This is a genomic window from Puniceispirillum sp. (SeqCode), from assembly GCF_965657105.1.
In the GTDB taxonomy this organism is placed as follows: Bacteria; Pseudomonadota; Alphaproteobacteria; order Puniceispirillales; family Puniceispirillaceae; genus Puniceispirillum.
This window is the reverse complement of record NZ_CBFHNB010000024.1, coordinates 5,528-27,467: the sequence shown is the minus strand read 5'-3', so window position 1 is coordinate 27,467 and position 21,940 is coordinate 5,528. Positions and strand designations below refer to the sequence as shown.

The window sequence follows — 21,940 nt, the reverse complement described above, 5'->3', positions numbered from 1 at the left end:
CCAACATGGCATCCATCGAATCAATCGCCTGCGGAGATGGGCGAATTTTCGATAACAGTCTAGTTTTACTGTATAAAATAGCTGATTCGCGTATCATATCTGGCCAAGCACTTCTAATGCCATTCGGTATTGTTAGCTGATCCCTCGGTAAAGCACGCAAAGTCATCGCCGCTGCCATCATCCGTTTGGCCAAAAGTGCCTCAGCTGGTGTAAGCGCCAGACTTTTTTCATCTATGCTATTTGTTTTGGTGCGGAGGGGGGCGGCTTTACGCGCATGTATCATGTCAATTTCCTATCTGATTAAAGGGTGGCACAGTAACGGAAACGGTCTTGTAATGTCTGAAAAATATGATAGGATATTTCCTAGATAAATAAAAGAACGAAAAAGGATTATTCCTATGGATAGGGTTAAATCCAAAAATGTTAAGCAACATGATCTTGGCACGACCTCAAAAAAGGACACTGCCCGAACGGCTTTACGCGTAGCGCTATCGATGCAGACACCGCCGATGACCTTGAAACAGGCGTCGCGCACTATTGGCCGCAATGACGCCTATCTACACCAATATCTGAACCGTGGTTCACCACGGCACCTGCCCGAGGCCATACGCTACCAGCTTGCCACGATTCTAGGCGTCGATCAGGCAACATTGGCGCATCATGATAGCTTGCCTAAAGGGGTGCATAATGCGGATACATCGCATATGGCTGGCAATCTCGCGCCCCTTGGTTTGCAAACCATGTCATCAGTGCCATTTCTTGATATTCACGCCAGCGCAGGCGGCGGCGCGCTTGTTGATGTGTCTGCCGATACTGCAACGGCGGCGCTGGCTTTTCCGCGATCATGGCTTCGCAAAATCTCACCAAGCAAGACTGACGCTTTAAAGCTCATCACTATTTCTGGCGATTCAATGGCACCAGTTCTTGAACATAGCGATACAGTGATGCTAGATACCGATCAAACGCGCCCCACCCCGCCAGGTATTTTCATTTTGCATGACGGGCTTGGCCTTGTGGCAAAACGGATAGAGCTTGTGCCCAGCACTAACCCCCAGATTTTGCGTATCTGTTCGGAAAATCAGGCCTATACAAATTACCAGCGAACGATTGACGAGGTACAGATCATTGGTCGTGTGGTATGGTTCGCCCGTAATTTATAGACACCCGACCATAACCGCCAAATACAGGTATTCGATTTATGCGACGAACAAAACGAAATGATGGCCAGCTTCCACGCAATGCGCCCCCACTAGAAGTTGAAATCACGCATATTGGTGGCCGTGGCGATGGTATTGGCAGTGCCAGCTACACGCATAAATACGAAACCAAAACATATACTGTTTTCGTACCCACCAGCCTGCCTGGCGAAATTGTTCTTGCCCAGCCAATCAGCATTAATGCCCAGGGCATCAAGGCACGGATTCTGGAACTGGTACGCCAAAGCGATGAACGTCAGACACCGGGCTGTAACAGCTTTCCGGCCTGTGGGGGGTGTAATTTCCAACATTGGTCACGGCCAGCGATTGCCAGTTGGAAACATGATCTTGTGACGCATTTCCTGTCACGACATGATCTCGAACCAAGCCAGATGCGCCCCATGCAAAGCTCACCGCCAGCCAGCCGACGACGCGCCACCTTTCAGGTTAAGCGTATAAAGGACTCAGCTATTGTTGGGTTTCATGAACGTAACAGCCACCATATTGTCGCGCCAGACGGCTGTGTGATTCTCGAACCCGCCCTTATTGACCTGCAATCGGCTTTACATGAATTTGCCAGCACCCATCTTGACGCTGGCAATATGCTGACCGCCCATGCCAACCTCCTCGATAATGGTTTATGTGTGTTGTTATCAGGGCTGGATAAATGGCCTTCCTCACTTTTGGCAGCCTTGACTGATTGGGCTGGTAAACCACGCTTTGCGGATGTGCCATTGGCGCGCTTATCGGTGAATGACGGGCAAGTGCCTATGCTGCTATTTGCCCCAACGCCTGCTGAAATTAGATTTGGCGATATAAGCATCGACCCGCCAGCAGGTACATTTCTACAGGCAACGCGGCATGGCGAAGCTAGCCTACAGGCGGCGGTAGCTGAAATCACGGCGGGGGCATCGCGTGTGATTGACCTATTCGCTGGCTGCGGCACATTGAGCGTGCCTCTGGTCAACCAGCTAACACATTTACTAGCTGTCGAACAGGACGTGGCTAGTCTGGCCGCGCTCAAGGCTGGCGCCAATAAAGCAAAGCTTGGCGCCCGCGTCAAAACCATGCAACGCGATCTGATGAACGCCCCTATCCAGCCAGTTGATTTGGATCATTTCGATGCGGCCATCATTGATCCGCCGCGCAATGGTGCCGCCGCACAATGCGCCGAACTGGCACAATCGAATATTCCAGTTATTGCAATGGTATCATGTAATCCAGCAACCTTTGCCAGAGATGCCGAAGCGCTCACCTATGGCGGTTATCGTCTTGACTGGATGCAGATCATCGATCAATTTTCGTTCAGCAATCACCTTGAAATCGTCGCCCAATTTACCAAAATCTAAATATGACACAACAGATGGCAAAGACTCTAAAGTGAAAAAGCGTTCGGTTACCATCCATGGACATCGCACCAGCATTTCGCTGGAGGATCCATTTTGGGACAGCCTCAATGACATCGCCACCAAACGTGGGCAATCGCTGGCTAGCTTGATCACCGAGATTGACAAAACCCGTGATGGCGGCTTGTCTTCTGCCTTACGGTTATTTGTTTTTGCCGAACTTACGCAAAATGATAACGGGTGAAGAACATTCACCATAATTCCGCAAAGTTAATCTGCTTCACGGTATATAGACAGCAACGCCGACATTCTATACGGATATATGGATATTACTTGTTATGCATTAGCATACCATATGTAAAAGGATAAACAGATGCATATTGCCATTCTTGAAACGGGTCGCACCAACAAGAAAATGCCAGCGCATTTTATCAATTATCCGGATATGTTTGGCAGCCTGTTTGGTGATTATGCCACTGAATGCGGAATATATTTTTCAATCGTTCCCGTTATCGAAGATGTGTTTCCCGACGATGTGCAAGATTATGACGGCTATCTTGTTACTGGCTCTGCATTTGGCGTTTATGATGACGCGCCATTTATCCCAAAGCTAATGGCATTTCTACGCGTTATTTATAAAGCCCGTATTCCCCTTGCTGGGGTTTGTTTTGGTCACCAGATCATCGCGCACGCATTAGGCGGACATGCACAGAAATGGTCTGAAGGCTGGGGGCTTGGCATTCGTCCGGTACAATTGATTGCGCCTTGTCCGTGGATGGCAGATGGCGACGCAAAAGCCACGTCTAATGACAATGTTGATCTGATCCATATTCATCAAGATCAGGTGACAAGCCTGCCCGATGAAGCGGTGCTTGTCGGCACGTCTGATTTTTGCAAAAACGCCATGTTTGCGATCGATAATATTGTGTTTTCAATGCAGGGGCATCCCGAATTCACCAATGAATATGCCGCCGCATTGATTGATCTCAAGCGTGATGTGATTGATGCTGAAACAATCAACGATGCGCATGCAACATTGAAAAACACGCATCAGGGCGAACAGATGGGGCGCTGGATCATGAATTTCTTTGCCCAACATGCCAAAGCCGCCTGACCAGGCTATATCAACCCAAATTATATTAATATCATGACAGGATAATATAATGACGCTAGTGATTGGACTTGATACCGGCGGCACCTTCACTGATGCAGCTTTGCTTGATGCCAAGGCTGGCACAATACTGGCAACCGGAAAATCACTGACCACGCGAGAAGACCTGTCCATCGGCCTTGGTGGCGCGATCTCCAAAACACTTGACGCCTTTGACGGTGATCGGCGTGATATTGGCCTTGTATCATTATCGACGACGCTCGCTACCAATGCCGTTGTTGAAGGTGTTGGCGGACGCGTCTGCCTGATCATGATCGGCTTTGACGAAGCCGCGCTTGAGCGCGCTGATCTTGCCCGCGCTCTTGGTCAGGATCCTGTCTATTTCATCAATGGCGGACACAGAGCCGATGGTGGCCAGCAAGCCCCGCTGGACAAAGATGCCCTGACCACCGCGATTACCAGCATTGGCAAAGATGTTTCCGCCTTTGCCGTTGCCAGCCATTTTGCTACCCGTAACCCGGGGCATGAGACCGAAGCCCGGCGCCTTATCCGCGAGCTGACAGGCTGTCCGGTCACCTGTAGCCATGAATTGTCATCATCGCTTGGTGGGCCACGTCGGGCTCTAACCGCCATTTTAAACGCCCGCCTGATCAATCTGCTGGAACAATTAATCGCCGCCACCGAAACCATCATGACATCACAGGGGCTGGATTGTCCGCTTATGGTTGTCAAAGGCGATGGCTCGCTTCTGCATTCTGATTTTGCCCGCACCCGTCCGGTTGAAACCGTATTATCCGGTCCCGCCGCCAGCCTGTCAGGAGCCGCTTTTCTGGCTGGCACCAAAACAGCCTTAATCGCTGACATTGGCGGCACCACAACCGATGTTGCCTTTTTGCAGAATGGCGCCCCCCGCCTGAAACCTGATGGTGCCTTTGTTGGCGGCTGGCAAACCATGGTTGAAGCGGCAGAAATTCGCACCTGTGGTCTTGGTGGCGATAGCGAGGTGCAACCTATTTCAAGAGGCAGATCAACCGGCATTACGCTTGGTCCACGGCGCGCTATTCCCCTGTCTATTCTGGCGCAAAGCTGGCCAGAGGTAAAAACCCTCCTAAAAGCCCAGCTTGACCTGATTGTGCCAATGGCGACCGATGGCCGTTTTGTTATTCCGGTCATGCCCGATGGAATCCCGTCATGGTTAACCCGATCCGAAGCACGCCTAGCGCAAAAGGCGCTTGAAACCGGCCCGTCGGCGATTGCTGATCTGGCGGCGACACAGTTGGCACTGGGTGCGGTTGACCGTCTTATCAGTCGGGGTTTGTTAGCACTAGCATCCTTTACCCCGACCGATGCCACTCATGTCACGGGTGACTTTACCGATTTTGACGCCGAAGCCGCATCTCTGGGCGCGGCACTTATGGCACGCCAGAAAAACGGCTTTGGCGACCCAGTTGCCGAAAATGAAATACATATTGCCCGCATGACACTGGCCGAACTTCATCGTAAATCTGCCTTGGCACTTACCGACGCCGCCTTTGCCCATGATGGCGCTGGTGAAAATATCGCCTCAAGCAATAGCTTACTGGCTGATATGTTCACAGTTGAACCCACAGCGCAGAATAGTGACAATGCTCAATCCAGTTTTCTGGCTGACAATAAACCCAAAAAGCTGGTTTCGATTTCCATGCAGCTTGATACCAGCCTGATTGCGTTGGGCGCATCTGCCGCCACACATTATCCACATATTGCCCGCTTGATGAATCTTGATCTTACTGTCCCCAAACATGCTGATGTAGCTGGTGCGGTTGGGGCGGCGGCTGGATCGGTGCGCCAGCGTGTGATGATTTCGGTAACCCAGCCAACCGAAGGGAAGTTCCGCGTGCATCTTCCTGACGGGCCTGTTGATTTAGGCATTATGGAAGATGCCCTGACCCTGGCACGCGATGCTGCACACCGGCTGGCATCCGACCGTGCCCTAAATGCGGGGGCCACCAAAATCGATGTGTCGCTTAGCGAAGATGTAAAACTGGTTCCACTTAGTGCGGATAGGGATCTATTTATCGAAGCGCTTATTTACGCCACTGCCGAAGGCCGCGCTGCCTGAACTATCCTATCACGTTGGTAAACCGGTAAATAGCAAGCTGGCACCCAAAACCACCAAGGTCACGCCTGCCAGACATTCCAGCCCATTGCGGACGCGAGCCTGCTTGACGCGCGTCACCAGATAGACTGCCAGCGCGGCATAGCCAGCCAGAACCGGTAATTCGACCAACACAGATACCGCACATAAAGCAGCAAATTGCAAAAATATCGGACCAGCTGGATCGACAAATTGCGGAATGATTGCTAGAAAAATGATGATATTCTTGGGGCTTGAAGCCTGCACCAGAACCGCCGCCATAAAATCCCGTCCAAATGATCCTCCGGCAATTGGCGCAATCACAACAGCATCATCATTCTGCGATTGCCGGCTTACCAGCCAGACATCATAAAGCCCGCGCCCGCCAAGATAGACAAGATAAGCCGCACCAATAACCTTGACCATCATAAATAGCCAAGGCGCGGCCACAATCGCGGCGCCAACACCCAATGCTGATAATAAAAAGAACACGACATTAACTGAGAGAATGCCCGCCGAGACCGCCATACCAGCACCAAACCGACCACCAAGCGATTTTGACACCACCAGAAAAACCGCTGGCCCCGGTGCCAATGACAGGAAAAATTCAGTTACAGCAAATAAAGCAAGTGTTTGTGTAAAGTCAGAAATCATACTGGCGATCATACCTCCTGCATCTGACAAAACAAGTCGCTAGCATTAACGCCTGATTAACTTCTGTCTGCTAGATTTTACTATCTATGCTGTCATTTGAGACGGAAGGCTGACATGAACAACACGCCCACAATTCTGGTTTTTGCTGGTTCAACCCGACAAGGAAGCTTCACCAAACAGTTGGCACAGATTGCGGCCAGAACGGTTGATCTACATGGCGGCAAAGCCAGTTTTATCGATTTGGCCGATTACGAAGCCCCACTTTATCATCAGGACAATGAAGCCAATGGCGGCTTGCCTGACGCCGTTACCCGCTTTCGTGCGCTTCTGCATAGTCATGACGGTATGATGGTGGCGACCCCCGAATATAACGGCTTTGTGCCGCCATTACTTGTAAATATGTTTAGCTGGGTATCGCGCCCCTATCAGAATGCCGCCGCCAACGCCCTATTTCATGGCATGCCTGTGGGCTTGATGGCCGCCAGTCCTGGTGGGCTGGGTGGTGTGCGCGTAATTCCGCGCCTGCGCGACTATATGGCTGAACTTGGCGCGGTTGCCGTGCCTGGCTTTGTGACCTTATCACATGCGGCCACGGCCTTTGACAAGACAGGTAGTCTGCAGAGTGAAACAGCACAATCAGGCCTTGACGCGCTGGCGCGCCGCCTCATATCCGCGTGTCAGACCATATGACTATCTACAATACAGTTATCGTCATCTAGGTTTTAAAACAGCCGCTCTTGCATGGTTTTACACATCGCATCGAACTGCTTTACATCGCTATAACGTTTTTTCGTACTACGGATGGCACCAACTGGCTTGTAATCGCGCACTTCGTGATCTTTCCATTCGATCTCCAACCGGCCATTAAAACGGTTCAGACTTAAAGACATGTCTTTAACAATTTCGCGGGTTGGTGTCATCGGACGGCCTTCAACGAGTGCTTCGACCAGACCACCGGACTCGCTTCGCGCACTCAACAATAATTCATCTTCACTTGTAACAATATTGACTGACCGTATGATGCCATTCTCCATGCTTTCTTCGGGTTCCAAATCCAGTGAAGGCAATCGCACGTCCCGTTCAAAAGGTTGTAATTTCACCCGGCTAAAAACGCCGTTACTTCCATCTATTGATAAATAGAAAGCGCCCTTAAATTCATCTTCGAATGGGATTTTCTTATCTAAAGCGGTAGCAATGGTAAAGGCCTCCTGCCCCATTGTATTAGTACCATCATAATAGCTAGACCCAAGGCTGGCGCGCGTTCCTTCAGTACGCGAACGCGAATCCGAAATGCCGGTAATGGTTTTGAAATTACCATCACAAACCAGAAAAACTGTGGCCGCATGAGCGTTGCCAGCTGATAATGCCGCAGCAAATCCTATAAAACTGCCCGCCAAACCAGCCATGAAGCATATATGGCGCCATCTGTCTGTTACATAGTCATGAGTCTGGGTAATTACCCTATTTAAAACCTGTCTCATCGTCATCCCCTAGCGTCAACAACTTGTCGTAATTTAGGAATAATAATGAGATTAATAATTTAGGCCTATAGCTTGATGAGTCACCCATTAACCGAATGATTATCTAGCCTGATGATCTAAAGGCCATTGCCCTCTCATATGCAAATAAGGCATAGTCTGCTATCACGTCGCTATTCGGCTCTGGCCTTTACCACCGCCGCAATCAAACGACGCATCATTTGTAGTCATAACCTAAAAGAGAATTTACCGTGTCTGAAACATCAATGTCGCATGCGTCTTCTGATTTACTAGCTCCGTTCCCTCGCGTCAGCCTATGCCACCAGCCAACCGCACTTGAATTTATGCCCCGCATAACCGCGGCGCTTGGTGGACCAAAATTATGGGTAAAGCGGGATGATTGCACAGGACTGGCGACTGGTGGAAACAAAACACGAAAGCTCGAATTTCTGATCGCCGCCGCTATTGAGGCTGGTGCCGATATGGTTGTCACGCAAGGTGCCGTGCAGTCAAATCATGTCCGCCAGACGGCCGCCGCGGCCTGTAAATTCGGTCTCGATTGTCATGCTTTGCTTGAACGTCGGGTGCCTGATCGCGCTGACTCATACGAACAGACAGGCAATGTGCTGTTTGACCATCTGTTTGGTGCCAGCATCGAATATCGTCCAAGCGGTCTTGATATGAATGCCGAAGCCATCGCCGTGACAGATAAGCTAACCGCGTCGGGGCGCAAGGCCTATTTCATTCCAGGTGGTGGTTCCAATGAAATTGGCGCGCTGGGCTATGTCGCTTGTGCTGGTGAAATCCTTCAACAATCTGCCGATCAGGGTCTTGATCTTGGCTGGATTGTCATGGCCACAGGCAGTGCGGGGACGCAGGCTGGTTTGGTTGCAGGCTTGCATGCGGTTGGTTCTGATGTGCCGGTCATGGGCGTCAGTGTTCGTCAGCCGCATGATATTCAGGTCAAAAATGTGCATGGGCTGGCGGTCAAAACCGCCGCAACCCTTACCGACACACCGTTACCGGTTGAAAAGGTTATTGTCGATGACGGTTATGTTGGGGCGGGCTATGGTTTGCCAACCGAAGGCACCCTCGCCGCGATTCAGCTATTCGCACGTCAGGAAGGCCTGCTGTTTGATCCGGTCTATTCGGGCAAGGGCCTGGATGGTCTGATTAATATGGTCAAGGCCGGTTTCTTTGATGATACAAAGGATGTTGTATTCCTGCATACAGGCGGTGCGGCGGCGCTATTCGCCTATGAAACCCAGCTGGCGGCAATGGGCTAGGGATATTACCGCCTACACCCACATCAGGCTGATTGACAGAATAAGACATATCCCCAGCACCCAATGTAATACGCTTACATAGGTTGGGGGTAATAGGGAAACCTTTGAGCCAAAAGCTGCCCATAACCATAATGATCCATAGCAAATCACAAAAAACATCATGGCAAACGTCATCAGCGTCACAATAAGAGGCTCATGCGCTACCACATAAATGGAATTTGCTGATAGCGACACACTCCATGCCTTGGGATTAAGCAGTTGGGTAAAGGCACCATCAAGAAAGCCTAGAGGCGGCCTGTCATGTTGGTCATGCGTATAGCTATTGCCACTGGTGATAATGCGATAGGCCAGATAAAACAGATAGGCGGTGCCGACGATTTTGATGCTGTTCGTAATAACCGGATAGACAGAGATCACGACACCAAGGCCAAGTCCAAGGCATACCAGCAAGCTGGTAAAGGCAATGGTTGCGCCCAGCACATAGGGCTGACTTTTACGAATGCCATATTTGGCACCCAACATGGCAAGAATGATATTGACCGGTCCGGGCATAATCGATGTTGCCAAAGCAAAAAACGCCATCGACGTCATATGTAAAAGCTGTTCATTCATCGAGAATATGTTTCAATTTTCCAAATGCTTCTGGAGGTAATTGCTTAACAAGCGATATTAACCTCCTCCATCCACAGTCTAAATCGCTCAGGTTAATTAAACGTTAGTCTCCCGAATATTCCTGCATCTGGCACCTTCCCACGCGATCATCGCCTGTTTGCGCTTTGCGCCCCACATATAGCCGCCAATCGCGCCATTCTGCCGGATCACCCGATGGCACGGTATTAGAAACGCCACCGGATTATGGCTAACCGCATTGCCAACAGCGCGTGATGCCGCAGGTTGGCAGATCATCTTGGCAACATCGCCATAGCTGGCCAATGACCCCATCGGGATTTTCAGCAACGCCTCCCAGACCTTGAGCTGGAATGGCGTGCCATGCACATGCAGTTTGATCTTGCCATCCGGTCTTGCATCACTCTGGCCAAAGACCGCCAGCGCGTCCTTGTGCATTTTGTCGGTGCCCTGATGAAACCGTGCCTGCGGGAATAGCTGATACAGCGTTTCAAAGCCCGCCTTCTGATCCGCTTCGAATGCCATATGGCAAATGCCGTTGCGGGTTGAGGCGACCAGCACCGTACCAAAGGGGCTATCGGCGAAATTATAATTGATTGTCAGCCCTGCCCCCTGTTGTTTGAATGTGCCCGGGGTCATGCCTTCGATCGACATGAACAGATCATGCAGCCGGCCAGCGCCTGAAAACCCCGCATCATAGGCGGCCTCTAGCACGCTTGTACCGGGCACACGCAACATATCTTTTGCATAGTCCAGGCTCAGGAACTGGATGAATTTTTTCGGGCTAACACCGACCCATTTCGAAAACATCCGCTGAAAATGAAACGGGCTGACATGAATTTCGGCGGCGATATCTTCCAAGGTCGGCTTATCCTTATAATGACGGATAATATAGCCGATCGCACGTTCGATACGCTTATAGTCAATCTGCGACTGGTTCGTCATGCTGGCCTCCTTGACCTATCTGCTCATGATCATGATTTGCCATAATCCAGATTATACAGCCAAATCGACGCGCACGACCCGTTTCTTGCTATATGTCATCAAGTGCCGTGATCTCGTGCTCATCTCTCAATTTAGGGGACTGAAAAAAGCATAATATCCGACATAGCGGGATGCCAATATGGGCTACTATCCACGCAACGGCACTCGGATTAAACAAGACTAATCCAGCTGAATTGGTTCTGAAAACATTTAGATGCAAAGGATGGTGGGCCCGGAGGGACTCGAACCCCCAACAACACGGTTATGAGCCGTGGGTTCTAACCAATTGAACTACAGGCCCACTTACCCTTGCAAATCATGGCATGTATGACTGTCCGTCTGTCCATGCCACCGCACCCTAGGGCGGGTGCTGTTCCGCCATCTGGGGCGGAATTTGAAATCTTCATCTGCGCATCTGGGGTGCGGATGCTCCTAATTCTCCAGAAAACTTCGAAGCTTACGCGAGCGCGACGGATGCTTGAGTTTACGTAGCGCTTTGGCTTCAATCTGGCGAATACGTTCCCGCGTCACGCTAAATTGCTGCCCCACTTCTTCCAGCGTATGATCGGTATTCATGCCAATCCCAAAGCGCATGCGCAAAACCCGTTCTTCACGTGCGGTCAGGCTAGCCAGCACCCGCGTAGTCGTTTCACGCAAATTCGCATGGATCGCCGCATCCAGAGGCTGAACCGCGTTTTTATCTTCGATGAAGTCACCAAGATGGCTATCTTCCTCATCGCCAATAGGTGTTTCCAGGCTGATAGGCTCCTTGGCGATTTTCAGCACCTTACGCACCTTATCAATTGGCATCGACAGCTTTTCCGCCAGCTCTTCGGGTGTTGGCTCACGACCAATTTCATGCAGCATTTGGCGTGATGTCCGCACCAGCTTATTGATCGTTTCGATCATATGAACGGGAATCCGAATTGTGCGCGCCTGATCGGCAATCGAACGGGTAATCGCTTGGCGGATCCACCATGTGGCATAGGTCGAGAATTTATAACCGCGGCGATATTCGAACTTATCCACCGCCTTCATCAGACCGATATTACCTTCTTGAATCAGATCGAGGAATTGCAAACCGCGATTGGTGTATTTTTTGGCGATGGAAATCACCAGACGCAGATTAGCTTCGACCATTTCCTTTTTCGCCCGCGCCGCTTCGCGTTGGCCGCGCTGGATAGTCTGAATCACTTCACGGAATTCAGGGATCGCCAGCGATACATCATCGACCACAAGGCGGATTTTATCCTGCAATTCGGCAATTTCGGCGCTATGATTCTTGTCCAGCTTCTGCCAGGCTTTGGTCGAAAAGTCCGATCCGGGCCAGCCCTCGATCACCTCACGCCAAGACCAGGCTTCAAGCACCTGTGCACGCGGGATACCACTATCAATGGCAAGCCGCATCAACCGCCCTTCGATACCGGTCACATGACGGTTCAGGGTAAATAGCTGTTCAGAAAGCGCTTCGATACGGCCTGTATTGAAAATTACACCTTCCATCAATTCACAAAGTTTTATTTTCAGCTCCAGATGGGCGACTTCGCTTTTTGGGATTAGCGCTTCACCTTTTGCCATACGGGCAAGGCGGCGGTCTTGGCTTTTTGTAAAGGCTTTGAATACCGTTGAAATCTCATCGAACATGGCCATTACATCATCACGCACGACGTCTTCCATGGCCGCCAGTGACATGTTTACATCTTCTGACTCATCTTCGTCATGACTATCACGTGTTGATGTATCGGTGTCACTATCACCGCTTTCATCATCCTCGTCTTCGTCATCTTCTAAATCTTCTTCCTCGGGCTCTTCTTCTTCATCATCTTCCAGATCTTCATCGCTGATCTCGTCATTCATCGCATTGATGACATTCTGATCAGTGATGGGCCCACCATTCAGCTTAGTATGCGTGCTTTCCAGATCAATGATGTCACGCAGGGGCACCACACCATCGGCAATCTGATCTCGCCAATGCATCAAAGCACGGATGGTCAGTGGTGATTCGCAAATCCCGCCAATCATCATTTCACGTCCAGCTTCAATCCGCTTGGCGATGGCGATCTCGCCTTCACGCGACAGCAATTCGACACTACCCATTTCACGCAGATACATGCGCACGGGATCATCAGTGCCAGACACATCACTATCTGACAGATTGCCAGCGGCTTTTCCGCCTTCGGCTTGTTCTTCTTCGTTATTTTCGTCGGTTTCGGCGCTATCTACGACTGATACACCCATTTCGCTCAGCGATGACATTACATCGTCAATCTGCTCAGAGGTATAATCTTCGGCTGGCAGGGCGGCGTTAAGCTCGTCATGAGTCACAAAGCCACGCTCTTTACCAAGCTTTATCAGCGTCTTGATGGTCTGCTGGGCAGCATCGGCGCTGGATGTCTGACTTGCATCAGGGGTATTGGTTTCTGGCTCGACTTGTTTTTTTGCTTTGACTGCCATGCCTGTCACTCACATTCCTTTGTTGTCCCTGATGCAAACAAGCTGTCAGGGTAGCCCAAATAGGGTGCTTATTTCCACCTAGCGACCAATCATGATCTATACCATCATGGATAAGTCTGTCATTTCATTCGCCGGCATATCCGGTATTTTTCACAAATCCACAAGCTGCAATCCATCGGATACAGCATATCTTGCCTTATTGTGCTTAGTTTCGTTGTTGGGTCGCCTTTGAAAACACGCCCGATTTTCCATTGATAAGAGCCACTAATTCTCCGAGATGCGCCTCTGCTATGTCACTATTCAGCGTGGCGGGATCGAAAGGTAATCTGGCTTTCATATCTTCACCTGTCAAATCAGCTAGTTCATCCGTGAAATTCAATCCTTGTAAATGATAGTTTAAAGCCGCGGCGTCAAGGTCTGGATCGCTGATTAACGCGTCTATAGCCGCTTTTTTTATCATCTCCAGCCGTTCATCGCCCGAATCGATCATTGATAGCGTTTCAAATGCCCCCGAAATAAGCGCCGGATGGGCCAGAAGCAATGCTAATAAAGCTTTATGACGATTAATCATCCCTGTCGATGGCCGCCGCGCTGTTCGCGCTGCCATTGGCATGGTTCCACCGCGCATTTGCGTCCGCATGGCGGCGATTCGGTTCTCAATTTCATCACTAAAGGCGCTACGCACCTGATTATTGCCGATATTGCGAATCTGTGACCGGATCGCCTGCCAGAACTGGGCGCGCTGTTCGGGTTGTCGCACATCATGATCAGCCATGATTGTGTCCCACATCGTATCGACCAGCGACCTTGCCGTGGCGACAATATTCTTAAAACCTTCATGTCCGGCTTCGCGCAACACATCATCGGGATCCTTACCCGCAGGCAGGGTTGCAAATCGAGCTGTTTTTCCAGGTTCCAGAAGCGGGAGAAACCGTTCCAGGGCGCGCATTTGTGCTTTTTGTCCGGCGGTGTCGCCATCAAAACACAATACTGGCTCATTATGTAATTTCCACACCAGCACAATCTGTTCAGGCGTCAATGCCGTGCCTAATGGCGCGACCGCCGCCGCCACCCCGCTTTTATGAATCGCGATTACATCCATATAGCCCTCGGCAATCACCAACGGCAACTGCCGCCGCAGTCCTTCACGCGCCTGAACCCAGCCATAAAGCACCGCCTTTTTTGAAAAGGTCGGCCCCTCGCCTGAATTCAGATATTTTGGTTGTGCATCGCCAAGCGCCCGCGCCCCGAAAGCAATGACTTTGCCTTGCCGGTTTTCAATCGGGAACATCACCCGGTCGCGGAAGTAATCATATAATGACCCATCACGGTCAGATTTTCGCAACACTCCAGCGGCCAGCATATCAGCATCACTAAAGCCTTTCGCTGATAGTGCCGCCCGCAAGCCACCCCGCGGCGCATAGCCAAGCCGATAGGTTTGTATAATATGTGCATCCAGATTGCGGTTAAGCAGATAGCGCGCCGCCTCCTTGCCATCCTCACGATCCAGCGCCGCCCGAAAGAATGTGGCTGTCATTTCCAGAATATCAAGCGCGGCTTTTCGTTGCTGTGTGACCTTGGGATCCTGCGGGGCACCAATGGGCATAGCCATACCTGCCATATCGGCAAGCCGTTCAACCGCTTCCATGAATTCCAGACCATCTATTTCACGCAGAAATGAAATCGCATCGCCATGCACGCCGCAACCAAAACAATGATAGAATCCATCATCATCGACGACTGAAAAAGAAGGGGTTTTTTCCGAATGGAACGGGCATAGACCGGAAAAGCGGCGGCCTTTACGGACCAACTTTACGCGTTTGCCAACTATATCTGATAACGGCACGCGTTGCCGCAAATCTTCAATAAATTCTGGAGGCACTGCCATGACGCCATTTTCTCCACTTGGCTTCTTCTCCAATTGGCTTCTCGGCTTAAGATTAACCAACAGTGGACAAACGCGCAAACCCTCAGCCTACTGACCAGCTTTGTCATTATTGCCATTTCACCGCTGCCTATGCCCAACCTTTCGATCACGCATTATGGGTCTGGATACAGACTAATTATCCATAAGTATCGATTTTACCATCTGGCTGACTGCCGAAAAATCCATTTGTCCGGCAAAGTTAGTTTTCAATGATGCCATTACCTGCCCCATATCCTTAACCGATGAAGCTCCAGTTTCGGCGATCGTGGCTTTGATCGCCTCATTCATAGCCGCGTCATCAAGCTGGGCTGGCAGAAATGACTGAATGATCGTGATTTCGGCTTCTTCGGCTTCGGCAAGCTCGATTCTATTGCCATCACGATACATTTTCGCTGACTCGTTCCGCTGCTTGATCATTGTCTGTAGCATCGAAAGAATGTCATCATCGCTAATTCCATCCTGATTGCCATTACCACGCGCCGCAATGTCACGGTCTTTCAACGCAGCCATTATAAGGCGCATTGTCCCAAGCGCTGCTTGGTCCTTGGCCTTTAGCGCTTGTTTCATCGATTCTGTAATTCTATCTCGCATACCACTATCCAATATATCCACCTAGAAACAAAAGGCTTGTACGCAGATACGTTTCAAAGTGCAACCCTACAACATTTATATAGAATAAGCCGCTATAATAGTTTTGAAGCATGTCGGCCGCAGATATTCTCTGATAACCCGCTTTCATACTCTTGACCAATCAAGACCTGTCTTGTATCACTCCATTCGTTTGAGCGTAATAGTTTCGCCATTCGATATCTAACCAATAGCAGGAACCGTGATAATATGGGCCAGACAACAAAATCTGACCACGATTTTGCCGCGCTCAGCGCATGTCGGGATAATCCGACAGCTGTTTTAGTTCTTGAAGACGGATCTGTTTTTCCCGGAATTGGCTTTGGCGCCGCCACTACTAATGTGGGCGAAGTTTGCTTTAATACATCCATGACAGGCTACCAGGAAATCATGACCGACCCGTCTTATGCGGGGCAGCTGATCACCTTTACCTTTCCGCATATTGGCAATGTTGGCACCAATGCTCATGACATTGAAACCACCATCCCTGCTGCGCTTGGCATGATTGTGCGTCAGCCTGTGACAAATCCGGCTAGCTGGCGTGCTGATCAGGGGCTGGACGAGTGGCTTGTCTCGCATAATTTACCTGGCATTAGCGGTATCGATACGCGCGCTTTGACGCGGCATATCCGTGATCATGGCGCCCCACGTGGTGTCCTTTGTCACCAGCCTGATGGCCATATCGATACTGAATCGCTGGTCAAAATGGCCACAGCCTGGCCTGGTCTCAAAGGCATGGATCTGGCTATCGAAGTGAGCCAAAAGCACACCGATAAATGGTCTGATGGCAGTTGGGATTACAGTAAAGTTGCGCATAGGCAAACCACCGCAAAGCATAAGGTTGTCGCGGTTGATTATGGCTGCAAACAGAATATCTTGCGCTGTCTGACAGATGCTGGTTGTGATGTAACCGTTGTCCCGGCCAACACCTCAGCGGCTGATATTATGGCGATGAAGCCAGATGGTGTATTTTTGTCCAATGGCCCAGGCGACCCAGCCGCCACATCCAGCTATGCAGCAGCAGAAATCGCCACACTAATTGAGGCAGATATGCCGATTTTTGGTATCTGTATCGGACATCAGCTTATGGCGCGTGCGCTTGGTGCAAAGACCTTCAAAATGGAACGAGGACATCGCGGCGCCAACCACCCGGTCAAGGATCTGGCAACAGGCAAGATCGAAATCACCAGCCAGAATCATGGCTTTGTCGTTGACCCCGACAGCCTACCTGATGATGTTGAAATTTCGCATATTTCCCTGTTCGATAACTCGGTCGAGGGGCTTCGCCACAAAAGCAAACCTGCCTTTTGTGTTCAATACCATCCCGAATCGTCGCCTGGTCCGCATGATTCGCGATATTTGTTTGAACGCTTCACCGCGTTGATGAATCAGGGGAGATCCTAGATGCCGCGCCGTAATGATATTTCTTCCATTCTCATCATCGGCGCCGGTCCCATCATCATTGGGCAGGCATGTGAATTTGATTATTCGGGCGCACAGGCTTGTAAAGCGCTAAAATCCGATGGCTATCGCATCATTCTGGTGAATTCAAATCCCGCCACGATCATGACTGATCCGGATATGGCCGACGCCACCTATATTGAACCAATCACGCCGGAAACGGTTGCCAAAATCATCGAAAAAGAACGTCCTGACGCGCTTTTGCCGACCATGGGCGGACAGACAGCTTTGAATACGGCCTTGTCACTATATCATGATGGCACCTTAGACAAATATGGCGTCGAAATGATTGGCGCGCGAACCAAGTCAATCGAAATGGCAGAAGACCGCGAATTATTCCGACTCGCGATGCAACGTATTGGGCTGGAATGCGCCCGCGCCCGTACCGTCAATAATTTTGAAGATGCCGCCGCCGCCCTCGATTTTGTCGGTCTGCCAGCGATCATTCGTCCGTCCTTTACGTTAGGCGGCGAAGGCGGGGGTATTGCCTATAACAAAGCCGAATTTGAAGATATTGTGCGTAACGGCTTACGACTTTCGCCTGTGTCTGAAGTGCTGATTGAAGAATCATTGCTGGGCTGGAAAGAATTCGAGATGGAAGTTGTCCGCGATACGGCTGACAATTGTATCATTATTTGCTCGATCGAAAATATTGATCCGATGGGCGTGCATACAGGTGACTCGATCACCGTGGCACCAGCATTGACACTTACAGACAAGGAATATCAAAGCCTGCGTGATGCGTCTTTGGCGGTGTTACGCGAAATTGGTGTTGATACTGGTGGCTCGAATGTCCAGTTCGCCGTCTGCCCGAATACAGGCCGCGTGATTGTCATCGAAATGAATCCGCGCGTCAGCCGTTCATCGGCATTGGCATCAAAAGCTACTGGCTTCCCGATTGCCAAGGTGGCGGCTAAACTGGCCGTTGGCTACACGCTGGATGAGCTGGCCAACGACATTACCGGCGTTACACCAGCCAGCTTTGAACCAACCATTGATTATGTCGTTACCAAAATACCGCGTTTCACCTTTGAAAAATTCTCCGGTGCCCAGAGCACCTTGTCAACATCGATGAAATCGGTTGGCGAAGCGATGGCTGTTGGTCGGTCTTTCGAAGAAAGCCTGCAAAAGGCATTGCGCTCAATGGAAACTGGTCTGAACGGTCTTGATGAAGTGCCATTGCCGCAATCTGACAGCACCTTGGCTGATGATGCGATGCGCGGCTGGCTGGACGAACTTGTTCCATTCCGGATTTTGCGGATCGCACAGGCCTTGCGTACCGGCATGACTCCTGCCGAAGTGGCCGCCGCAACAGGCTGGGATATCTGGTTCCTCGAACGTATGCAGGCCATTCTTGATGCCGAGACTATGGTCAAGGATCAAGGCATTCCGGATGATGCCTATCCTTTCTTATGGTTGAAATCGCTTGGCTTTAGCGATCGCCGTCTGAGCCAGCTAGCTAATCTGCCAGCCGATGATGTAACCGCCAAACGTCTGGCGCATAATATCGTACCGACATTCAAACGTATCGATACCTGCGCTGCCGAATTTGCCTCTGATACCGCCTATATGTATTCCACCTATGAACTTGCAAGTGCTTTTTCCAATGGCACTAACAGCAATCTTGGTGGTGCGGAATGTGAAGCTGATCCGTCAGATCGTAAAAAAATTGTTATTCTGGGTGGCGGACCAAACCGTATCGGTCAAGGCATCGAATTTGATTATTGTTGTGTGCATGCTTGCTACGCCTTGTCCGAGGCTGGTTATGAAACCATCATGATCAATTGTAACCCGGAAACCGTATCGACTGACTATGATACATCCGACCGCCTGTATTTTGAGCCTTTGACCGATGAAGATGTGATTTCGGTAATCAAACGCGAATCCGAAAACGGCACATTAGCTGGCGTGATCGTCCAGCTTGGCGGCCAGACACCGCTAAAGATCGCCGCCGCGCTTGAATCAGCTGGCATTCCGATTCTGGGCACCAGCCCCGATGCCATTGACCTTGCCGAAGACCGCGAACGCTTCCAGCAGCTATTGCAGAAACTGGATCTTCTGCAACCTGAAAATGGCATCGCCCATTCGGCTGATGAGGCGCGTGCAATCGTCGAGCGCATTGGTCTGCCTGTTGTTATCCGTCCGTCCTATGTGCTTGGTGGGCGCGCGATGGAGGTGGTGCATCACCTTGATGATCTGGAACGCTATATGCGTGACGCGGTGATCGTATCGGGTGATAATCCGGTGCTTATCGACCGTTTCCTTGACCATGCTGTCGAGGTTGATGTTGATGCGCTATGCGATGGCACTGATGTCTATATCGCTGGCATCATGGAACATATCGAAGAAGCGGGCATTCATTCAGGTGACTCGGCTTGTTCGCTACCACCGCAAAATCTATCCGACGAGATTTTGGCTGAATTGCAGCGTCAGACCACCGCCTTGGCGCATGCGCTAGGCGTTGTTGGCCTAATGAACATACAGTTTGCGATCAAGGGCACCGATATCTATCTGCTTGAGGTCAATCCCCGTGGCAGCCGCACCGTGCCCTTTGTTGCCAAGACCACTGGCGTGCCGATTGCCAAGATCGCTTCACGCGTGATGGCTGGTGAAAAGCTAGCCAGCTTTAATCTACAGGATATAAAGCTCGATCATGTGGCGGTAAAAGAAGCGGTATTCCCATTTGCGCGCTTCCCGGGCGTTGACATTTTCTTGGGGCCAGAAATGAAATCGACCGGCGAAGTTATGGGCGTTGATACTGATTTTGGCCGCGCCTTTGCCAAAAGCCAGCTTGGCGCGGGTATCGACCTACCCCTTAGTGGCACAGTATTTATTTCGGTCAAGGATGAGGACAAAGCCGAATTTGTCGAAATCTGTCGAGATCTTGTCGCTGACGGTTTTTCGATCATGGCGACAGGCGGCACAACCGATGCGCTGACAGCCGCGGGCGTGCCAGCAACCCGCATCAACAAGGTCATGGAAGGCCGGCCACATGCGGTTGACGCCATGCTTTCGGGCGATATCCAGCTTGTTTTCAATACCGCAAAAGGGGCTGGTGCGATCAAAGATTCCTTCTCGCTTCGCCAGACCGCGCTGACCAACAAAATTCCCTATTACACAACTGTTTCGGGAAGCCGCGCCGCGAGTCAGGCGATCCGCGCGCTTCGTCAGGGGCAGATGGGGGTCAAATCGCTACAGGAACATCTGGCGGCCATCGGCACCTGATAGCTCCCCCGCCTTTGACCTGCAGCCTATATCAATATCCTTGCCTGTTTATATGACCTTGGGATAGGCTAGGCCATGACATAGCTTATCAAGAGATCCCATAGATGATTGCCCTTATAGTCTTGTCCTAAATTATGGGAATACCGTATATAATTTATATTATTCTGACTAAAAGCCCCCTTACGGGGCATTATGCGAACTAAAGATGACGGAAACACTGGATAGAATCACTGATGGAAAAGATACCATTTACGGCACAAGGCCTCGAAGCCATTAAAGAAGAGTTGGCATATCTCAAAGGCACCGAAAGGCAGGCCGTGATTAACGCCATTGCCGTTGCGCGTGAACATGGCGATTTATCGGAAAATGCCGAATATCATGCCGCGCGTGAACGCCAGTCCTTTATCGAAGGCCGCATTTCCGAGCTTGAGGCTGTTACCAGCCGCGCCGAAGTTATCGACGCCGCGCAACTCACCGGCGATAAGGTGACTTTTGGCACCTCGGTGGGCGTTGCCGATGAAGAAACTGACGAAGAGTCAGTATTTCATATAGTCGGCCCCTATGAGGCTGATATTTCCAAAGGGCTGGTCTCGACCTCATCGCCGATTGCCCGTGGCCTGATTGGCAAGGGCATTGGTGACTCGGCTGAAATCCATACCCCTGGCGGCATCAAAAGCTATGAAATCATCTCGATTGATCTGTTCGATATGGCAAAGGTGTAACCCTCTTAAGGTGTAACGAACGTAAGATGTAACGCCCGTTCGGGGGCGTGCCTACAATACTTATGGGCACGCCATATTTACATATTTTGTAGTTTACGGATCTTGATGCGATATGCCGAAGGTGATCTAGCTCTTTGCAGACAGGCACTCTTTCAAAGACCGCGCCATGTTGCGTATGAGGCTGAAATAATGCTCTTTGCCGCTATCGATTGTGGCGCCAAGCGGGTCTAATACACCCGTCCGCGCATTCGTGTTTTCAGTGATTGTCGCTACCAGCTTGGGTTCAAATTGTGGCTCTGAAAATACGCAAGTGGTGTTTAAGGATCGTACTTTTGATTGCAACTCACTGACACGTTGCGCCCCAGGCATGACTTCTGGCGATACGGTTAGTGAGCCTACAGCGGCAACACCAAAGCGCGTTTCGAAATACTGATAGGCGTCATGAAAAACTATATAGCCTTTGTTTTTCACTGGGGCTAACTCAACCGTAATCTCCTCAACCAGCTGATCTAACTGCACCATTACGTTAGCGGCATTCTCTTCATACGCCTTTGCATTTTTGGGATCGGCTTCTGCCAACGCCTCCTCAATTTCGTGAACAAGCGCCTTTGCGTTAACCGGATCCAGCCATATATGCGGATCAAAACCGTCATGTCCATGGTCATCGTGGTCATCATGGTCATCATGGTCATCATGGTCATCATGGTCATCATGGTCATCATGGTC

General features: G+C 50.6%; 18 protein-coding genes, 1 tRNA gene and 1 pseudogene. 10 read left to right on the top strand and 10 right to left on the bottom strand.

The window, feature by feature from the left end; genetic code table 11:
* Nucleotides 1-283 (bottom strand): annotated as a pseudogene (locus ACTF7Q_RS05040) (hypothetical protein); the annotation flags it as partial.
* Between the two features lie 115 nt (nucleotides 284-398).
* Here ACTF7Q_RS05040 and ACTF7Q_RS05035 point away from each other — a divergent pair.
* The 5 genes from ACTF7Q_RS05035 (at nucleotide 399) to ACTF7Q_RS05015 (ending at nucleotide 5,754) form a co-directional block, all read left to right on the top strand.
* Nucleotides 399-1,160, top strand: coding sequence for a S24 family peptidase (locus ACTF7Q_RS05035; RefSeq protein WP_438996764.1), 762 nt, complete (start codon nucleotides 399-401; stop codon nucleotides 1,158-1,160).
* 38 nt (nucleotides 1,161-1,198) lie between these two features.
* Nucleotides 1,199-2,545, top strand: a complete 1,347-nt coding sequence (locus ACTF7Q_RS05030; RefSeq protein WP_438996763.1) for a class I SAM-dependent RNA methyltransferase — start codon at nucleotides 1,199-1,201, stop codon at nucleotides 2,543-2,545.
* 31 nt (nucleotides 2,546-2,576) lie between these two features.
* The gene (locus ACTF7Q_RS05025) at nucleotides 2,577-2,786 is read left to right on the top strand and encodes a ribbon-helix-helix domain-containing protein (protein ID WP_438996762.1); all 210 of its coding nucleotides are present in this window, start codon (nucleotides 2,577-2,579) and stop codon (nucleotides 2,784-2,786) included.
* Between the two features lie 129 nt (nucleotides 2,787-2,915).
* Nucleotides 2,916-3,656 (top strand): glutamine amidotransferase-related protein, encoded by a 741-nt coding sequence (locus ACTF7Q_RS05020; protein ID WP_438996761.1) that lies wholly within the window; start codon nucleotides 2,916-2,918, stop codon nucleotides 3,654-3,656.
* Between the two features lie 49 nt (nucleotides 3,657-3,705).
* Entirely contained in the window at nucleotides 3,706-5,754 is a 2,049-nt protein-coding gene (locus ACTF7Q_RS05015; protein ID WP_438996760.1) for a hydantoinase/oxoprolinase N-terminal domain-containing protein, read from the top strand.
* A gap of 9 nt (nucleotides 5,755-5,763) precedes the next feature.
* Here ACTF7Q_RS05015 and ACTF7Q_RS05010 read toward each other — a convergent pair whose 3' ends face one another.
* Complete coding sequence (locus ACTF7Q_RS05010; RefSeq protein ID WP_438996759.1) at nucleotides 5,764-6,435, bottom strand: LysE family translocator; 672 nt, start codon at nucleotides 6,433-6,435, stop codon at nucleotides 5,764-5,766.
* Nucleotides 6,436-6,537: 102 nt separating this feature from the next.
* Between ACTF7Q_RS05010 and ACTF7Q_RS05005 the strand changes: the two genes are divergently transcribed.
* The gene (locus ACTF7Q_RS05005; RefSeq protein WP_438996758.1) at nucleotides 6,538-7,113 is read left to right on the top strand and encodes an NADPH-dependent FMN reductase; all 576 of its coding nucleotides are present in this window, start codon (nucleotides 6,538-6,540) and stop codon (nucleotides 7,111-7,113) included.
* Nucleotides 7,114-7,145: 32 nt separating this feature from the next.
* Here the strand turns inward: ACTF7Q_RS05005 and ACTF7Q_RS05000 are convergent, their stop codons facing one another.
* Nucleotides 7,146-7,904 (bottom strand): hypothetical protein, encoded by a 759-nt coding sequence (locus ACTF7Q_RS05000; protein ID WP_438996757.1) that lies wholly within the window; start codon nucleotides 7,902-7,904, stop codon nucleotides 7,146-7,148.
* 263 nt (nucleotides 7,905-8,167) lie between these two features.
* Between ACTF7Q_RS05000 and ACTF7Q_RS04995 the strand changes: the two genes are divergently transcribed.
* Nucleotides 8,168-9,187: a D-cysteine desulfhydrase gene (locus ACTF7Q_RS04995; RefSeq protein ID WP_438996767.1), complete on the top strand. Its 1,020-nt coding sequence runs from the start codon at nucleotides 8,168-8,170 to the stop codon at nucleotides 9,185-9,187.
* A gap of 12 nt (nucleotides 9,188-9,199) precedes the next feature.
* On the opposite strand, the gene ACTF7Q_RS04990 is transcribed toward ACTF7Q_RS04995, so the two are convergent.
* The 6 genes from ACTF7Q_RS04990 to ACTF7Q_RS04965 form a co-directional block, all read right to left on the bottom strand.
* Entirely contained in the window at nucleotides 9,200-9,799 is a 600-nt protein-coding gene (locus ACTF7Q_RS04990) for a LysE family translocator (protein ID WP_438996756.1), read from the bottom strand.
* Nucleotides 9,800-9,895: 96 nt separating this feature from the next.
* On the bottom strand, nucleotides 9,896-10,759 hold the full coding sequence (locus tag ACTF7Q_RS04985) for a bifunctional helix-turn-helix domain-containing protein/methylated-DNA--[protein]-cysteine S-methyltransferase (protein WP_438996755.1): 864 nt from the start codon (nucleotides 10,757-10,759) through the stop codon (nucleotides 9,896-9,898).
* 263 nt (nucleotides 10,760-11,022) lie between these two features.
* Nucleotides 11,023-11,099, bottom strand: a tRNA-Ile gene (locus ACTF7Q_RS04980).
* A gap of 131 nt (nucleotides 11,100-11,230) precedes the next feature.
* A complete protein-coding gene (rpoD, locus tag ACTF7Q_RS04975) occupies nucleotides 11,231-13,252 on the bottom strand; it encodes an RNA polymerase sigma factor RpoD (protein WP_438996754.1) in 2,022 nt (673 codons plus the stop codon).
* Between the two features lie 205 nt (nucleotides 13,253-13,457).
* Nucleotides 13,458-15,140, bottom strand: coding sequence for a DNA primase (gene dnaG, locus ACTF7Q_RS04970; protein WP_438996753.1), 1,683 nt, complete (start codon nucleotides 15,138-15,140; stop codon nucleotides 13,458-13,460).
* A 171-nt stretch (nucleotides 15,141-15,311) separates the two neighbouring features.
* Nucleotides 15,312-15,770, bottom strand: coding sequence for a GatB/YqeY domain-containing protein (locus ACTF7Q_RS04965; RefSeq protein ID WP_438996752.1), 459 nt, complete (start codon nucleotides 15,768-15,770; stop codon nucleotides 15,312-15,314).
* 246 nt (nucleotides 15,771-16,016) lie between these two features.
* Between ACTF7Q_RS04965 and carA the strand changes: the two genes are divergently transcribed.
* The 3 genes from carA to greA all read left to right on the top strand — a co-directional run bounded on the left by carA (nucleotide 16,017) and on the right by greA (nucleotide 21,214).
* Nucleotides 16,017-17,210 (top strand): glutamine-hydrolyzing carbamoyl-phosphate synthase small subunit, encoded by a 1,194-nt coding sequence (gene carA, locus ACTF7Q_RS04960; protein WP_438996751.1) that lies wholly within the window; start codon nucleotides 16,017-16,019, stop codon nucleotides 17,208-17,210.
* Nucleotides 17,211-20,492 carry a carbamoyl-phosphate synthase large subunit gene (gene carB, locus ACTF7Q_RS04955; protein ID WP_438996750.1) on the top strand — a complete coding sequence of 1,094 codons (3,282 nt, stop codon included), beginning with the start codon at nucleotides 17,211-17,213 and terminating at the stop codon, nucleotides 20,490-20,492.
* A 233-nt stretch (nucleotides 20,493-20,725) separates the two neighbouring features.
* Nucleotides 20,726-21,214, top strand: a complete 489-nt coding sequence (gene greA / locus ACTF7Q_RS04950) for a transcription elongation factor GreA (RefSeq protein ID WP_438996749.1) — start codon at nucleotides 20,726-20,728, stop codon at nucleotides 21,212-21,214.
* Nucleotides 21,215-21,340: 126 nt separating this feature from the next.
* Here the strand turns inward: greA and ACTF7Q_RS04945 are convergent.
* The coding region (locus ACTF7Q_RS04945; RefSeq protein ID WP_438996748.1) for a zinc ABC transporter substrate-binding protein at nucleotides 21,341-21,940 on the bottom strand (600 nt) is incomplete at its 5' end.